A 14,607-nucleotide genomic window follows, 5' to 3' on the forward strand; every position below is an offset into this window, starting at 1 on the left:
AGACCGCCCGAGCGAGCTGCCTCGGGCGGTCCGCGCGCCCGCCGTCCTCATCAGCGACCATGGACCACGGCACGCCCCTTACGGAGACCACGATGATCAACCTCCTCGAACGGTACGCGGAACGCCACGCTCGGGCCGCCGACGTGGTGACCGCGGTGACGGTGTGCGTGTGCACTCTCCTCGGGGCTCGGATCAGCACCTCCGAGTCCTCACCTCCACCCGCGCTGTGGCCCGCCTGGATTCTCGTCGTCTCCGGAGTGGCCGTCCTTGCCTGTCGCAGCCACCCGCGCGCCACCCTCGCGGTCACCGCCACCGCGGCGGCCGTGCTGACCGCCCTGGGCTACCTGCCAAGTCCCCTGCTGTTGGCCCCCGTCATGACCGCCCTGTACTGGCTCGCCGCGCTCACCGACTCGCGCACCACCGCCCTCTACGGCTCGGCGACCATGGCCGTGCTGGTGGCCACCTCGCTCGCCGCCGCCCCGCTCGGCGACGACTTCATCCTGCGCACTGTGGGCACGGTGCTGTGGCTGCTGCTACCGGTGTCCCTGGGCGGCGGGAGCCGCTTCCGTCGCGCCTACCTCGAATCCGTCAAGGCCCGCGCCGCCCACGCCGAACGCACCCGCGAAGAGGAGGCCCGGCTCCGCGTCGCCGAGGAACGCATGCGCATCGCCCGCGAACTCCACGACGCCATCGCCCACCACATGGCCGTCGCCCACGCCCAGGCCGGCACCGCCGCCCACCTCGCTGACACCCATCCGGAACAGACCCGTGGAATCCTGACCGACCTGGTCGGAACCACCTCCTCCGCACTCCTGGAACTACGCGCCACGGTGGGTGTCCTACGCCAGACCGCCGACCCGGACACCGACCCGCTGGAGCCCACCCCGGGCCTGGACCGCCTCCCCGCGCTGGTCGCCGGCTGCGCATCGGCCGGCCTGACGGTCACGGTCAGCACCGAGGGGGAGGCTCAACCCCTGTCCCCGGGAGTGGACCTGACCGCCTACCGGATCATCCAGGAGGCCCTGACCAACGCGACGAAGCACGCGTCCGACCACGCGGCCCGAGTCCAGCTCCGCTACGAGGACGCACGCCTACTCATCACCGTCACCAACGACGGCACAGCCAACGGCGGAGCCGTCCCACCGGTGCCCGGCGGCGGGTACGGACTGATGGGCATGCGCGAGCGCGCCCACTCCATCGGCGGCGACCTACGCGCCGGCCCCCGCCTCGAAGGCGGCTTCGAAGTCGCCGCCGCCCTCCCCTTTCAGCCCCGCACCCTGGCGCAAGCCCCGACGGACCCTCCGACGGACGCCCCAGCCGGACCACGACACGAGGAAACCCGTTGACCATCCGCGTCCTGCTCGCTGACGACCAGGCCCTGCTGCGCGGCACCTTCCGGCTCCTGATCGACTCATGCGACGACATGGAGGTCGTCGGCGAGGCCGCCGACGGTCGTCAGGCGGTAGAACAGGCCCGCTCGCACCGGCCCGATGTCGTCCTCATGGATATTCGTATGCCCGGTGCCGACGGCCTCGCCGCCACCGCCAGCATCTGCGCGGACCCCGATCTCGCCAGCACCCGCGTCCTGATCCTGACCATGTTCGAGACTGAGGAGTACGTCGCCCAGGCGCTGCGGGTGGGCGCCAGCGGCTTCCTCGGCAAGTACGTCACCACGGACGCGCTACTGAACGGCATCCGCACCGTCGCCGCCGGCGAAGCCCTCCTGTCGCCCGGAGCCACCCAGGCTCTGATCACCCGTTTCCTCACCCTTCCCACCTCCGGTCCGCCCCTCGCCCCAGCCGAACGCCTCGCTGATCTCACCCCGCGCGAACAAGAAGTCACCGTTCTGGCAGCCCACGGCAAATCCAATGACCAGATCGCCCAGGAACTCGTCTTGAGCGTGCTGACCGTCCGCACCCACATCCAACGCGCCATGACCAAACTCGGCGCGCGTGACCGTGCTCAACTCGTCGTCATCGCCTACCAGAACGGCCTCGTACGCCCTGCGCCTCCCCACTCCTGACGCTTACGTCGTCCGTCCCCAACACGCCTTCGGGCGGGCGACTTTGGGCCGATGACACGGCGCTGATGCCGACCACCTGCCCAGCAGGCACAGCGGCCGTCGTTCGCGACGAGTACCCGGACTGCGACCCGCACCCCCGTAGCGGGCCAGCGCCAGACCACAGCAGTCGGGCTGTCGCGGAGCCGGTTGACACGCACCAGTCGCACGCGGCCGTGCCGACCGCGCTCGTGCGCCCAGCGCCGTGCCGTCACCTGTGCCGGCTTGTCGGAGACGTCACGCCTGCGCGGCGTACACCAGCTCCCAGACGTGACCGTCCAGGTCCTGGAAGCTGCCCCCGTACATCGGCCCCTCCCGCAGGGCCGGCTTCCACGGCTTGCCGCCAGCCGCTATGGCCCGAGCGACCGTGTCGTCCACTTCCTCCTTGGACTCCGCGGACAGACAGGTGATGACCTCGGTGACCCTCTTGGCGTCGGCGATGTCGCCGTTGACGAAGTCCTTGAAGCGGTCCTCTTCGAGGAGCATGACGAAGATGTTCTGCTCAACGATCATGCACGACGTCTTCTCGTCGGAGAACTCGTCGTTGAACTCGAAGCCCAACCGTCCGAAGAACTCCACGGATCGCTTGACGTCGCTGACCGGCAGGTTGATGAAGGCCGTACGCATCGCGGTGACTCCTCTGATCGATGACGACCCTGGCCACGCCGGCCAGGCACCGTGCCGCACTGGGACATCCCCGCAACCGCTCCAGGGGGCCGTGAAGACAAGGTAGCAAGCCTTACTCCTAAAAAACAAGTGGATGCTTTCTTTTCAGGAGTTGCTCGCGTAGGATGGCGCCATGGCCACGAAGCGGAGTTACCACGACGCATGCGGCACGGCGCATGCCCTCGACCTCGTCGGAGAACGCTGGGCCCTCCTGGTGGTGCGCGAACTCCTCCTGGGTCCCAAGCGATACGGCGACCTGCGCGCCGACCTGCCCGGCATCAGCACCAACGTCCTCTCCCACCGACTCGACGAGCTGGAGGAGGCAGGCGTCGTGTATCGCCGCACGCTTCCGCCTCCGGCCAACGCTCGGGTGTACGAACTCACCGAGTGGGGCCTTGAGCTGGAGCCGATCATTCGCGACCTCGGCCGCTGGGGAGCCCGGTCCCCCGCCCATCAGCGCGACGCGAGCATCAGCCCGACCTCGTTCGTCCTCTCTCTCAGGACGAACTTCGACCCCGAAGCGGCCAGCGGTGTCCAGGCGGTGTACGAGCTGCACCTGGGCCAGCACAGCTTCCACGCCAGGGTCGCGGACGGCGTGTTCGAGATCGACAGAGGTACAACGTCGGCGCCGGACGCGACGATAGAGGGGCCCCCTGACGCGCTCGCCTCCGTCATATACGGGGGGCGTGACATGACGGAGGCGACACATGCGAGCGACCTGGCCGTAAAGGGTGACCTGACCGCGGTCGAGCGCTTCCTCTCCCTCTTCTCACTCCCCGAGCCCGCTGCCCAATCCGACCAGAGGTAGCCCGCCCTGCTGGTGGGACCGTGCGCCGGCCACGGTTCCACCCGCCTACCTCATCAACCACCCGGCGGGGCGTCAGCGCTACCGCGGCGTCACCGCAGCTCTGGCCGCGCCACTGTCGCTCCGCGCGGATCAGCGCTGCTCTAGGTGCCGCGTCGATCGACTGCGCAGCGGCGACCAGCAGGCCAACCCGATGAGCACGGCGAGCACATGGCCCCAGTTCGTGAGGGGGTCAGCGAGTTCCATCAGGTCCCACGCGAGCACCGCCCCCAGGCTCACCAGAACCGCCCACCGAACCCATCGCACGAGGAGGCCAGCCAGCGCCGCCAGACTCGCCAACAGCCCATAGCTGATCCCGTAGTCGAGCCGATCAAGAGAGCTGGGCGGTAGATGACCGGAGGCCACGGAAGCGGCGACCGGCAACTCCGTGAACAGCGTGGCCAGCACATGCCCGAGTGCGAACACCGCAGCCGTGCGCCAAGCGCCCACCCGACGCTCCAGCGCGCCCAACACGAAAGGGAAGAGCACGATGGACGGTGACGTGAGTCCGCCCGCTACCCAGATACCGCTGGTTACCAGCGCGAACAGCGGCCGATGCGCGAGGTTCGAGGCGTCGGAGCTGGAACCCTCCAGCGCACCGTTCACCGCTCCCGGATCGCCCAACGTGACGAACAGGCCGGTGACCAGCAGCACGACGGCGTAGCAGAACGTGAAGGGCGTACGGGCGGGCCTCGGCAGGGCAGATGCCAGCCGCGCACCCCACTCCCGCCTGTCACGCCAGGCGAGGGCCGGGGACCACCCAGTGCCAGGGTTCGTCCGCCAACGTCTGGGCCGCGTCGCCGACTCTGGGCGAGGGCGTCGCCCGCCATCTCCCGTGCCGGGCACGGTGCGGCGCGAGGCCGCAGGTAGGTGGGGTGTGTTCGCCGTCGGCACCGCCGCCCGTGGTGCGGCGCTCACCTTCCCGGGCGGAGCGGCGTGAGGAGCGGTCGCATCTGATACGGCGACACACGAGGCGGTGTGCGCCATGGCGATATGGGGTGCATGGGACTCGCGGTGAGCGGGCGTCACGGCCACGGGACGAGTCGAGGGCCGCTCGATCTCGGCACGGGCGGCCTCAACTGCGGGTCGAGGGGCGAGGAAGTGTGAGGTCCCGGCGCTGGTCGTCGCGGCAGACCGCGCCGGAGGAGGGGGTGGCGTGACGGGTCGGCCGGAGAACGACGAGTCGGATGAGCCGGCCGGGCCGTCTGAGCCAGTGACCAAGGGCGCCGAGTCGAGCGATCCGGACGATGAGGCCGGGCCGATGGCGTCAAGTGAGAGTGCTTGGGAGGTACGCGGGCCAGGGGTGAGCGCGTGAGACGTGTGCGCGTGGGGCGTGAGTGCGTCCGACGGGGCCGGGTGGGAAGCGAGCACGTCCAGCGTGAGTGCGCGGAGCGCGGGCGCGCGAGGCGTGAGTGCGGCGCGGGCGGGTGTGGCGGTGGCAGGTGTAGGAGCGTGGCGCGCGGGGCGGTCCGACCGGGGCTCGTCGCGGGTTTCGTCGTACGGGAGAGGGGGGTGGTCGGACGTGAGGTTCGGAGGGGCGATAGCCCGGTCCCACGCGGTGCGGGGACGGGCGGAGCGAGACCAGGCGGAACCAGACCAGGCGAAGCGGGACCAGACCGAGCGGGGCCAGGCGGTGCGGCGCGGCGTATCGCCGGCCGACTCAGCGGGTGTCTTCGACCAGGTCACCGCCCTTGAAGCCCCTCTCACGAATGGCGCGGCCACGCGCCGCAAGGCTCCACCCTCTGCCAAACGGGAACCACATGCCCCAGGAAAGGAGTGTGATGATCGCCACTGTAGACAACCCCGCAGGGCTCGTTTTCATCGCCCGCTGGGTGGCGGGCTTACGGGCTCGCGCCGCGTTGGCCCGGCAACGCGTTCCTATCGCGTTGGACCGCCTCACCCGGCTGTGGCGAAAATGGCCCGGTTCCGCCCGTCAGCCTTGTGCCGCCACACCTTCGGAGGTCAGCGCCATGTCCGCCGCGCCGTACGAGTCCGCGCCGTATGAGTCTGTGCCGTACGAGTCCGCGCCGTATGACACCGATGACCGGCCGGTGACCGTCGAGCGTCGTGAGGGGCCCTACGGGGAGGTGGTGCTGCGGCGGCGTGGGCAGGGCGCGGAAGCCGTGTGGGAGATCATTGCCAATGGTTGCTTCCTGATGGACACCTCCGACGGCCGGTCCGAGCGGCTGCTGATCCGTGCCGCGCTGAACGCCCTCACGCAGGGTGCGGAGTCGGGCGCCCGCTCCGGCTCCGGTTCTGGCTCCGTTGGCGATGTCAGTGTCGCCCCGGCTGCGACCGGTGCCAGCTCGCCGACCACCGCTTCCGTACCGGCCGCGAGCGACGAGTTGGCGTCTGTGCTCGCTGCGGAGGCGCGGTGCGCGATACACGGCGGGGGGTCGGGCGGCGACTCGGGCGGGATGAGTGGCTCGCACATGCGGCGAGGCTCTCAGGACGTGGATTTTCGGCCCGCGGTGTTGATCGGGGGGCTGGGGGTCGGGTTCTCACTGGTCGAGGCGGTAGCAGAGCCGCGGTGGGGGCGCATCGTCGTCGCCGAGCGGGAACAGGCGGTCATCGACTGGCATCTGCGGGGACCGCTCGCCGAACTCACCGGGCCCGCCCTCGCCGACCCACGGACCGAGATCCTGCACACGGACCTGGTCGCCTATCTGCGCGGGCCGTCCCCCGACAGTGCCAACCACAGCGCCGCACCGAGTACCCAGCACGATGCCGACGAGCACGGTTCCGCCTCTCGGAGTGCGGGGCGGACCGCGCCCACACGGGACGGGGCGGCGATACCGGTGAGCGGTTCCCGCGCCTGCGACGCGGAGCAGAGGTACGACGCGCTGTGTCTGGATATCGACAATGGCCCGGACTGGACGGTGACCGAGGACAACGGCGGTCTGTACTCTCCCGCGGGGCTCGCGGCCTGCCGGGAGCGGCTCAACCCCGGCGGAGTGCTCGCGATCTGGTCCGCGCAGCCGTCGACAGCGTTTGAGGAGGCGTTGCGGAATGCCGGTTTCACGTCCGTACGGACGGAAGAGATCACCGTTGCCCGAGGCGTCCCAGACGTGGTTCACCTCGCGATTCGCGGTGCGTAGCCGAGCCAAGCACACTGCGTTTACGCTGCTTGCCAGCGAATGCTGCCTGGGTAGCCAGGGATGACCAACCCCGGCGCGCCAGGCAAGGGACAACGCAGCAGGGGCGGGCAGATGGAGCAGACACACAACGGCCTGGGCGGCACAGCGGGAGCTGCCAACGGGGCCAATGGGGCGCAGCGCCGGGTGCTCGTCGTAGAGGACGATCCCACGATCGTCGACGCCATAGCGGCTCGGCTGCGAGCCGAGGGATTCCAGGTGCGTACGGCCGGGGATGGGCCGGCCGCCGTGGACACGGCCGAGGCGTGGCAGCCCGATCTGCTGGTGCTCGATGTGATGCTGCCGGGGTTCGACGGACTTGAGGTGTGCCGTCGGGTCCAGGCGCAGCGACCGGTGCCGGTGCTCATGCTGACCGCGCGCGACGACGAGACCGACATGTTGGTGGGCCTCGGGGTCGGTGCCGACGACTACATGACGAAGCCGTTCTCGATGCGCGAACTGGCGGCGCGGGTTCACGTGCTCCTGCGCCGGGTGGAACGGGCGGCGCTCGCCGCGCACACGCCCCGTACGGGCATCCTGCGGCTCGGCGAGTTGGAGATCGATCACGCGCAGCGGCGGGTGCGGGTGCGGGGTTCGGACGTTCACCTCACGCCGACGGAGTTCGATCTGTTGGTCTGCCTGGCGAACACGCCTCGCGCGGTCCTCTCACGAGAGCAGTTGCTGGCCGAGGTGTGGGACTGGGCCGACGCGTCGGGCACGCGCACCGTGGACAGCCACATCAAGGCGCTGCGGCGCAAGATCGGCGCGGAGCGTATCCGTACGGTGCACGGCGTCGGGTACGCCTTGGAGACGCCGGCCGCATGAATGGTGAGCGCCGGGTCGGCTTGGCGGACCCGGCCGCCGCCCGCGATGCGCGCCTGGCACCGTCCGTGCGCGGGAGCACCCGTTGTCGGTTCGGGCACTCCTCCGGGGTGCGGCCGGTCGGCCCCGCGCGGCCCGTCGCTAGTGGCCGGCGGGCCGCCCGCGGCAGGCCATGGCCGGTCACCCGGAACGGGCAGGCCGCGTGTCAGGCCGGTCGGCGCCGCCGTGCCCGTGCGGCCGAGGACCTCCGACCAGAGGTTCGGCTCTGATCGACCGATCGCATCCGACTGACCGGCTGGTGGGGCCGGCCACGGGGTCGGGCGCGCCCGTGCCCACGACCATGCGCACGCCCCCGCACCATGCGGGCTGACCAGCGAACGGGGCCAAGCACCACATGAATGACATCCGCCCAGCCGCCCACGCGTGCGCCAGTTCGGGGAACGCTGTGTGGGGGCGAACTGTCTCGACCGGACCGGTGCGGCAAACGGTCGCTCCGGCCAGCGTCGCTGCGGATGCTGCGGCAGTTCTCGGTGCTGCGGCAGTGCTCGGTGCTGTGGCAGTGCTCGATGCCGTGGCGCTGCTCGATGCCGTGGCCTCGTCCGCCTACACCTCGCCCGCCGGCGCCTCGCCGACCTTCGTCGCGGCAGACGGTAGGCGCGGGGGGATGGACGAGTACGCCTCCTGGGGCACGGTCAGCACCGCGTGGCTGGCGGAGGGCGCCGCCGGGGCTCCGTGTGTCGGGCGTACTGCCGCGCGTTTGGCCTTCCGTGGTTCGGCCGGCGCCGCCACGGGTACGTGTGTCGCTCGCCTCGCGGCTCGGCCTGTCCGGGCGGTGCTTATCGCCGGTGTAGCGGTCCGCATCGAGGCCGAGGCCGGGGCCGGATTGGCCACGGCTGGCGAGGGCGTGCCCGGCCCGCAGGGGGCGCCGCGTCAGTCGAACGGAGCAGGCATGACGTACGCGACACGCGCGACATGCCCGAAGCCCGTGGCGGACGCCGCGTGCGCCGCGCACACCGCGTACACAGCGCCCGCGGCGAACGCGGCCAGCGCGGGACTCAGCCAGCAGGGCGCGGCCCCCACGATCGGCCCCATACGCGGAGTGCGGGCAATACGCACGGCACGCCCGGTCGCCCCAACCCGCCCGATTCCTCCAGCGTGCCCCGCCTTCCCGGCTTCCCCGGCGGGTCCCACCCGCCCAGTTCCCCGGCGAGCCCGGCGTCGGCCCCCGACCCGACGCCAACGACCACACACCAAGCCCGCAGCCCAGCACGCACGGCGCGCCCCAAGCTCCCGGAGGCCACTACGCCCACGCCACCCGCCACACCGACAACCCCCCGGACATCCCCTGCCCCCGCCGCACCCACCACTCCCCCGAACCCGACCTCCCCCTCCCCTGCCCCAGCCCTCGCGAGAGGCGCCGCCCGCACGAGACGCACAGCTCCCACAGGACGCACCACCCCCACGAGAGACACAGCTCCCACGGGATGCACCGCCCTCACAAGGGGCGCAGCTCCCACGGGACGCAGCACCGCCCCCGCCAACGGTGTCGTCCCCACAGGACACATCACCCCCACACGCCGCCCGAGGCACCCGTGAGGGCCGCGGGGACCCGCGGTACGGGCGTCGACAAGGGCGAGGGGCGGCTGGCGCGGGAGCGGTCGTGGCGCGGGGAGTGGCAGGAGTGGCGAAGGGAACGACATACGGAACGGCGGGAGCGGCGCGTGGACGAGCGAGGGTGGCGGATGCCGGTGCGAGGGTGGCGGATGCCGGTGCGAGGGCGGTGGGTGACGGAGTCGGCGGATCGCGCAGGGCAAAAGTGGCGGTTCCCGCGTGCCCGTAAGCGGGTCGCGGCGGCGCTGAGCTGGTTGTGGGAGGCGCTGCGCCCGCTTGATCCGTACCGTTCGGTGAAGGCCGCTCTGGGTGCGTTGGTGATCGTCTCGGTGATCATCACGACGCTGCTGGTGTTCGTGGCGGTGCGGTCGGAGACCGAGCTGCGGATCATCACGATCTTCTCGATCATCGCCTCGCTCCTGGTCACGCAGTTCGTGGCGCACGGTCTGACCGCGCCGCTGGACGAGATGACCGAGGTCACCCAGGCGATGGCGCACGGGAACTACACGCGGCGGGTGCGGGCGGCCGGCCGGCGGGACGAGTTCGGTGCCCTCGCGGCGTCGTTCAACCGCATGGCCGCCGACCTGGAGGCGGTCGACAGGCACCGTAAGGAACTGGTCGCCAACGTCTCGCACGAGCTGCGCACGCCGATCGCGGCGTTGCGCGCGGTGCTGGAGAACGTGGTGGACGGCGTTTCGGACGCCGATCCGGAGACGATGCGTACGGCGCTCAAGCAGACGGAGCGGCTCGGCCGGCTCGTGGAGCAGTTGCTCGACCTGTCGCGCCTCGACAACGGCGTGGTGCCGTTGCACGCGCGCTCCTTCGAGGTGTGGCCGTATCTGGCGGGCATCCTCAAGGAGGCCAGCATGGCCAGCGGGGCGCGCGCGGCGGCGGCCGGTTCGTCCGGGGTGAGCGCGCGCGGGGACGTGCACCTGCACCTGGACGTCTCGCCCCTCGACCTCACCGCGACGGCGGACACGGAGCGACTGCACCAGGTGGTGGCCAACCTGATCGACAACGCGATCAAGCACAGCCCCCGGCGCGGCCGGGTCACGGTGCGGGCGCGCGGCGGCGAGGCGCCACAGAGCCTGGTGCTCGAGGTGCTGGACGAGGGGCCGGGGATTCCCGAGGCCGAGCGGCACCGTGTCTTCGAGCGTTTCAACCGGGGCGGGCCCGAGCACAAGGGTCCCGGTAGCGACGGCGGCACCGGGCTCGGCCTGGCCATCGCTCGCTGGGCCGTGGATCTCCACGGAGGTCGGATCAGAGTGGCCGAATCCCCCCGGGGGTGCCGGATCCAGGTCACTCTTCCGGGCAACGTGCGGGAGGCACGTTGACGTATGGTCGGTGACGGAAGCACGCATTCGACCGAGTGCGGGCGCGGCGCGCCCTTGCCTGGTACGGGTGTCATGCGGGGAACCCCGTGTGTTTCCCGCCAAGTCATGCCTCGAAACCCGTCGATCAATGTGATGTATGCGACGCATGGCCCGTGCGGCCTGCACCAAACGTCCCAACAGGCGTAGCCTTTATTTCCGCTGTCCACCACCTTAGGAAGCGGAAGAGGGCGGTTGCCGCCGTGTCGCCACAGTCCCCCAACACTTCGAGCATCTCGACCGACCCCGACGGGCAGGGGAAGACCCCGCCCGCCGAGTTCGGACCCAATGAGTGGCTCGTCGACGAGATCTACCAGCAGTACCTCCAGGACCCGAACTCGGTAGACCGAGCCTGGTGGGACTTCTTCGCCGACTACAAGCCGGGCAAGGACGGGGCGTCGGCCCCGGCAGCGGCGGGGGGAGTAGCAGCTCCGCCGGGCCCGGGAACCGGGGCCGCACCGAACGCTTCCGCCCCGGCCACACCGCAGGCGCCCGCGAGCGCCCCCCAGGCCGCCGGGCAACCCGCGGCCAGCGCCCCGGCACCCGCCGCGGCGCAACCCGCCGCCGCGCAACCCGCGCCCGCGAAGGCGGAGCCGGCCAAGGCCGCGCCCGCCGCCAAGGCCGCGCCCGCCAAGGCCACCCCCGCCGACCGGCCGGCCCCCAAGCCCGCCGCGAAGCAGGAGACACCGAGCGCCGGGCCCGAGCTGGTGACGCTGCGCGGCCCGTCGGCCGCGGTCGCGAAGAACATGAACGCCTCGCTCGAACTGCCCACGGCCACGTCCGTGCGCGCGGTTCCGGTGAAGCTGCTGTTCGACAACCGCATCGTCATCAACAACCACCTCAAGCGCGCCCGCGGCGGCAAGGTGTCCTTCACGCACCTCATCGGCTTCGCCATGGTGCAGGCGCTGAAGGCCATGCCGTCGATGAACTACTCCTTCACGGAGAAGGACGGCAAGCCGACGCTGGTCAAGCCGGAGCACATCAACCTCGGCCTCGCCATCGACCTGGTCAAGCCCAACGGTGACCGGCAGCTCGTCGTCGCGGCGATCAAGAAGGCCGAGACGCTCAACTTCTTCGAGTTCTGGCAGGCGTACGAGGACATCGTCCGCCGGGCCCGGGACAACAAGCTGACGATGGAGGACTTCACCGGAGTCACCGCGTCGCTGACCAACCCGGGCGGCATCGGCACCGTGCACTCGGTGCCGCGGCTGATGCCCGGCCAGGGCCTGATCATCGGCGTCGGCGCGATGGACTACCCGGCGGAGTTCCAGGGCACCTCGCAGGACACCCTGAACCGCCTCGGTGTCGCCAAGGTCATGACGCTGACCAGCACCTACGACCACCGCGTGATCCAGGGCGCCGCCTCCGGCGAGTTCCTGCGCGTGATGAACCAGTTGCTGCTGGGCGAGAACGAGTTCTTCGACGACATCTTCAAGTCGCTGCGCATCCCGTACGAGCCGATCCGTTGGCTGCGGGACATCGACGCCTCGCACGACGACGATGTCACCAAGGCCGCCCGCGTCTTCGAGCTGATCCACTCCTACCGGGTCCGCGGCCACGTCATGGCCGACACCGACCCGCTGGAGTACCGCCAGCGCAAGCACCCCGACCTGGACATCACCGAGCACGGGCTCACGCTGTGGGACCTGGAGCGCGAGTTCGCGGTCGGCGGCTTCTCCGGCAAGTCGATGATGAAGCTGCGCGACATCCTCGGCGTGCTGCGGGACTCGTACTGCCGCACCACCGGCATCGAGTTCATGCACATCCAGGACCCGAAGCAGCGCAAGTGGATCCAGGACCGGGTGGAGCGCCCGCACTCCAAGCCGGAGCGCGAGGAGCAGCTGCGCATCCTGCGCCGGCTGAACGCGGCCGAGGCGTTCGAGACGTTCCTGCAGACCAAGTACGTCGGCCAGAAGCGGTTCTCGCTCGAGGGCGGCGAATCGGTCATCCCGCTGCTCGACGCCGTGATCGACTCGGCCGCCGAGGCGCGCCTGGACGAGGTCGTCATCGGCATGGCCCACCGTGGCCGGCTGAACGTGCTGGCCAACATCGTCGGCAAGTCGTACGCGCAGATCTTCCGGGAGTTCGAGGGCAACCTCGACCCGAAGTCGATGCACGGTTCCGGCGACGTGAAGTACCACCTGGGCGCCGAGGGCACCTTCACGGGCCTGGACGGCGAGCAGATCCAGGTCTCGCTGACCGCCAACCCCTCCCACCTGGAGGCGGTGGACCCGGTCGTCGAGGGTGTCGCGCGCGCCAAGCAGGACATCATCGGCAAGGGCGGCACGGACTTCACCGTGCTGCCGGTGGCGCTGCACGGTGACGCGGCCTTCGCGGGCCAGGGCGTCGTCGCGGAGACGCTGAACATGTCGCAGTTGCGCGGCTACCGCACCGGCGGCACCGTGCACATCGTCATCAACAACCAGGTCGGCTTCACCGCCGCCCCGGCCGCGTCCCGCTCCTCGATGTACGCCACCGACGTGGCCCGCATGATCGAGGCGCCGATCTTCCACGTGAACGGTGACGACCCGGAGGCCGTGGTCCGCGTCGCGCGGCTGGCCTTCGAGTTCCGCCAGGCGTTCAACAAGGACGTGGTCATCGACCTCATCTGCTACCGCCGCCGTGGCCACAACGAGACCGACAACCCCGGTTTCACCCAGCCGCTGATGTACGACCTGATCGACAAGAAGCGCTCGGTGCGCAAGCTGTACACCGAGTCGCTGATCGGCCGGGGCGACATCACGCTGGAGGAGGCCGAGCAGGCGCTGCAGGACTTCCAGGGTCAACTGGAGAAGGTCTTCACCGAGGTGCGGGACGCCACGTCGGCCCCCGCCCCGGCGGAGGTGCCGCAGCCGCAGGCCGAGTTCCCGGTGCACGTGGAGACCGCGGTCTCCCGGGAGGTCATCAAGCGGATCGCCGAGTCGCAGGTCAACGTGCCCGACCGGGTCACGGTCCACCCGCGGCTGCTGCCGCAGCTCCAGCGCCGGATGGCGATGATCGAGGACGACACGATCGACTGGGGCATGGGTGAGACGCTGGCCATCGGCTCGCTGCTGATGGAGGGCACGCCGGTGCGGCTCGCCGGCCAGGACTCGCGGCGCGGCACGTTCGGCCAGCGCCACGCGGTGCTGGTGGACCGGGAGACCGGCGAGGACTACACCCCGCTGCTCTACCTCTCCGAGGACCAGGCCCGGTACAACGTCTACGACTCGCTGCTGAGCGAGTACGCGGCGATGGGCTTCGAGTACGGCTACTCGCTGGCCCGGCCGGAGTCGCTGGTCATGTGGGAGGCGCAGTTCGGTGACTTCGTCAACGGCGCGCAGACCGTCGTGGACGAGTTCATCTCCTCCTCCGAGCAGAAGTGGGGCCAGACCTCCGGCGTCACGCTGCTGCTGCCGCACGGCTACGAGGGCCAGGGCCCGGACCACTCCTCGGCCCGCCCCGAGCGCTTCCTGCAGCTGTGCGCGCAGAACAACATGACCGTCGCCATGCCGACACTGCCGTCGAACTACTTCCACCTGCTGCGCTGGCAGGTGCACAACCCGCACCACAAGCCGCTGATCATCTTCACGCCGAAGATGCTGCTGCGGCTGAAGGCGGCGGCCTCCAAGACGGAGGAGTTCACCACCGGCGGCTTCCGCCCGGTGATCGGCGACCCGGTGGCCGAGGCCAACGCGGCGAACGTGCGCAAGGTCGTCTTCTGCTCCGGCAAGGTCTACTACGACCTGGTCGCCGAGCGGGACAAGCGGGGCGCGAACGACACGGCGCTGGTCCGTATCGAGCGGCTGTACCCGCTGCCCGGCAAGGAGCTCCAGGCCGAGATGGCCAAGTACCCGGGCGTGCAGCAGTACGTCTGGGCGCAGGAGGAGCCCGGCAACCAGGGCGCCTGGCCGTTCATCGCGCTGAACCTGATCGACCACCTGGACCTGGGCGTGGGCGCCGACCTGCCGCCGGCCGAGCGACTGCGTCGGGTCTCCCGGCCGCACTCCTCGTCCCCGGCCGTCGGTTCCAACAAGCGGCACCAGGCCGAGCAGCAGGCACTGGTCAACGAGGTGTTCGACCTCTAGTGGCGACGTGCGGCCGGCACCCGCTGAGAGCGGA

General features: G+C 70.5%; 8 protein-coding genes and 3 pseudogenes. 9 read left to right on the forward strand and 2 right to left on the reverse strand.

What is annotated here, in order from left to right:
* The first annotated feature begins 92 nt into the window (after positions 1-92).
* The gene (locus tag OYE22_RS09460) at positions 93-1,346 is read left to right on the forward strand and encodes a sensor histidine kinase (RefSeq protein WP_277319993.1); all 1,254 of its coding nucleotides are present in this window, start codon (positions 93-95) and stop codon (positions 1,344-1,346) included.
* A complete protein-coding gene (locus tag OYE22_RS09465; protein WP_277319994.1) occupies positions 1,343-2,023 on the forward strand; it encodes a response regulator transcription factor in 681 nt (226 codons plus the stop codon). The genes OYE22_RS09460 and OYE22_RS09465 overlap by 4 nt, the downstream gene beginning before the upstream one ends.
* Before the next feature lie 273 nt (positions 2,024-2,296).
* On the opposite strand, the gene OYE22_RS09470 is transcribed toward OYE22_RS09465, so the two are convergent.
* A complete protein-coding gene (locus OYE22_RS09470) occupies positions 2,297-2,686 on the reverse strand; it encodes a VOC family protein (RefSeq protein ID WP_277319995.1) in 390 nt (129 codons plus the stop codon).
* 172 nt (positions 2,687-2,858) lie between these two features.
* Between OYE22_RS09470 and OYE22_RS09475 the strand changes: the two genes are divergently transcribed.
* On the forward strand, positions 2,859-3,533 hold the full coding sequence (locus OYE22_RS09475; RefSeq protein WP_277319996.1) for a winged helix-turn-helix transcriptional regulator: 675 nt from the start codon (positions 2,859-2,861) through the stop codon (positions 3,531-3,533).
* Positions 3,534-3,662: 129 nt separating this feature from the next.
* Here OYE22_RS09475 and OYE22_RS09480 read toward each other — a convergent pair whose 3' ends face one another.
* On the reverse strand, positions 3,663-4,223 hold the full coding sequence (locus OYE22_RS09480) for a rhomboid-like protein (RefSeq protein ID WP_277319997.1): 561 nt from the start codon (positions 4,221-4,223) through the stop codon (positions 3,663-3,665).
* A gap of 1,316 nt (positions 4,224-5,539) precedes the next feature.
* Here OYE22_RS09480 and OYE22_RS09485 point away from each other — a divergent pair.
* The 6 genes and pseudogenes from OYE22_RS09485 to OYE22_RS09510 form a co-directional block, all read left to right on the forward strand.
* Positions 5,540-5,785, forward strand: a pseudogene (locus OYE22_RS09485) (hypothetical protein); the annotation flags it as partial.
* A 249-nt stretch (positions 5,786-6,034) separates the two neighbouring features.
* A pseudogene (locus tag OYE22_RS09490) lies at positions 6,035-6,241 on the forward strand (spermidine synthase); the annotation flags it as partial.
* A gap of 162 nt (positions 6,242-6,403) precedes the next feature.
* Positions 6,404-6,667: pseudogene (locus tag OYE22_RS09495) on the forward strand (spermidine synthase); the annotation flags it as partial.
* 111 nt (positions 6,668-6,778) lie between these two features.
* Complete coding sequence (locus OYE22_RS09500; protein ID WP_277319998.1) at positions 6,779-7,528, forward strand: response regulator transcription factor; 750 nt, start codon at positions 6,779-6,781, stop codon at positions 7,526-7,528.
* Between the two features lie 1,853 nt (positions 7,529-9,381).
* Positions 9,382-10,470: an ATP-binding protein gene (locus tag OYE22_RS09505; protein WP_277324063.1), complete on the forward strand. Its 1,089-nt coding sequence runs from the start codon at positions 9,382-9,384 to the stop codon at positions 10,468-10,470.
* A gap of 239 nt (positions 10,471-10,709) precedes the next feature.
* The gene (locus OYE22_RS09510; protein ID WP_277319999.1) at positions 10,710-14,573 is read left to right on the forward strand and encodes a multifunctional oxoglutarate decarboxylase/oxoglutarate dehydrogenase thiamine pyrophosphate-binding subunit/dihydrolipoyllysine-residue succinyltransferase subunit; all 3,864 of its coding nucleotides are present in this window, start codon (positions 10,710-10,712) and stop codon (positions 14,571-14,573) included.
* Positions 14,574-14,607: the final 34 nt, after the last annotated feature.

Source organism: Streptomyces sp. 71268 (assembly GCF_029392895.1).
Lineage (GTDB): Bacteria > Actinomycetota > Actinomycetes > Streptomycetales > Streptomycetaceae > Streptomyces.

Excerpts from the sequence above, each read along its gene's own strand:
- OYE22_RS09460 (WP_277319993.1), top strand. The coding sequence starts at position 93 with ATGATCAACCTCCTCGAACGGTACGCGGAACGCCACGCTCGGGCCGCC.
- OYE22_RS09470 (WP_277319995.1), bottom strand. The coding sequence starts at position 2,686 with ATGCGTACGGCCTTCATCAACCTGCCGGTCAGCGACGTCAAGCGATCC.
- OYE22_RS09475 (WP_277319996.1), top strand. The coding sequence starts at position 2,859 with ATGGCCACGAAGCGGAGTTACCACGACGCATGCGGCACGGCGCATGCC.
- OYE22_RS09500 (WP_277319998.1), top strand. The coding sequence starts at position 6,779 with ATGGAGCAGACACACAACGGCCTGGGCGGCACAGCGGGAGCTGCCAAC.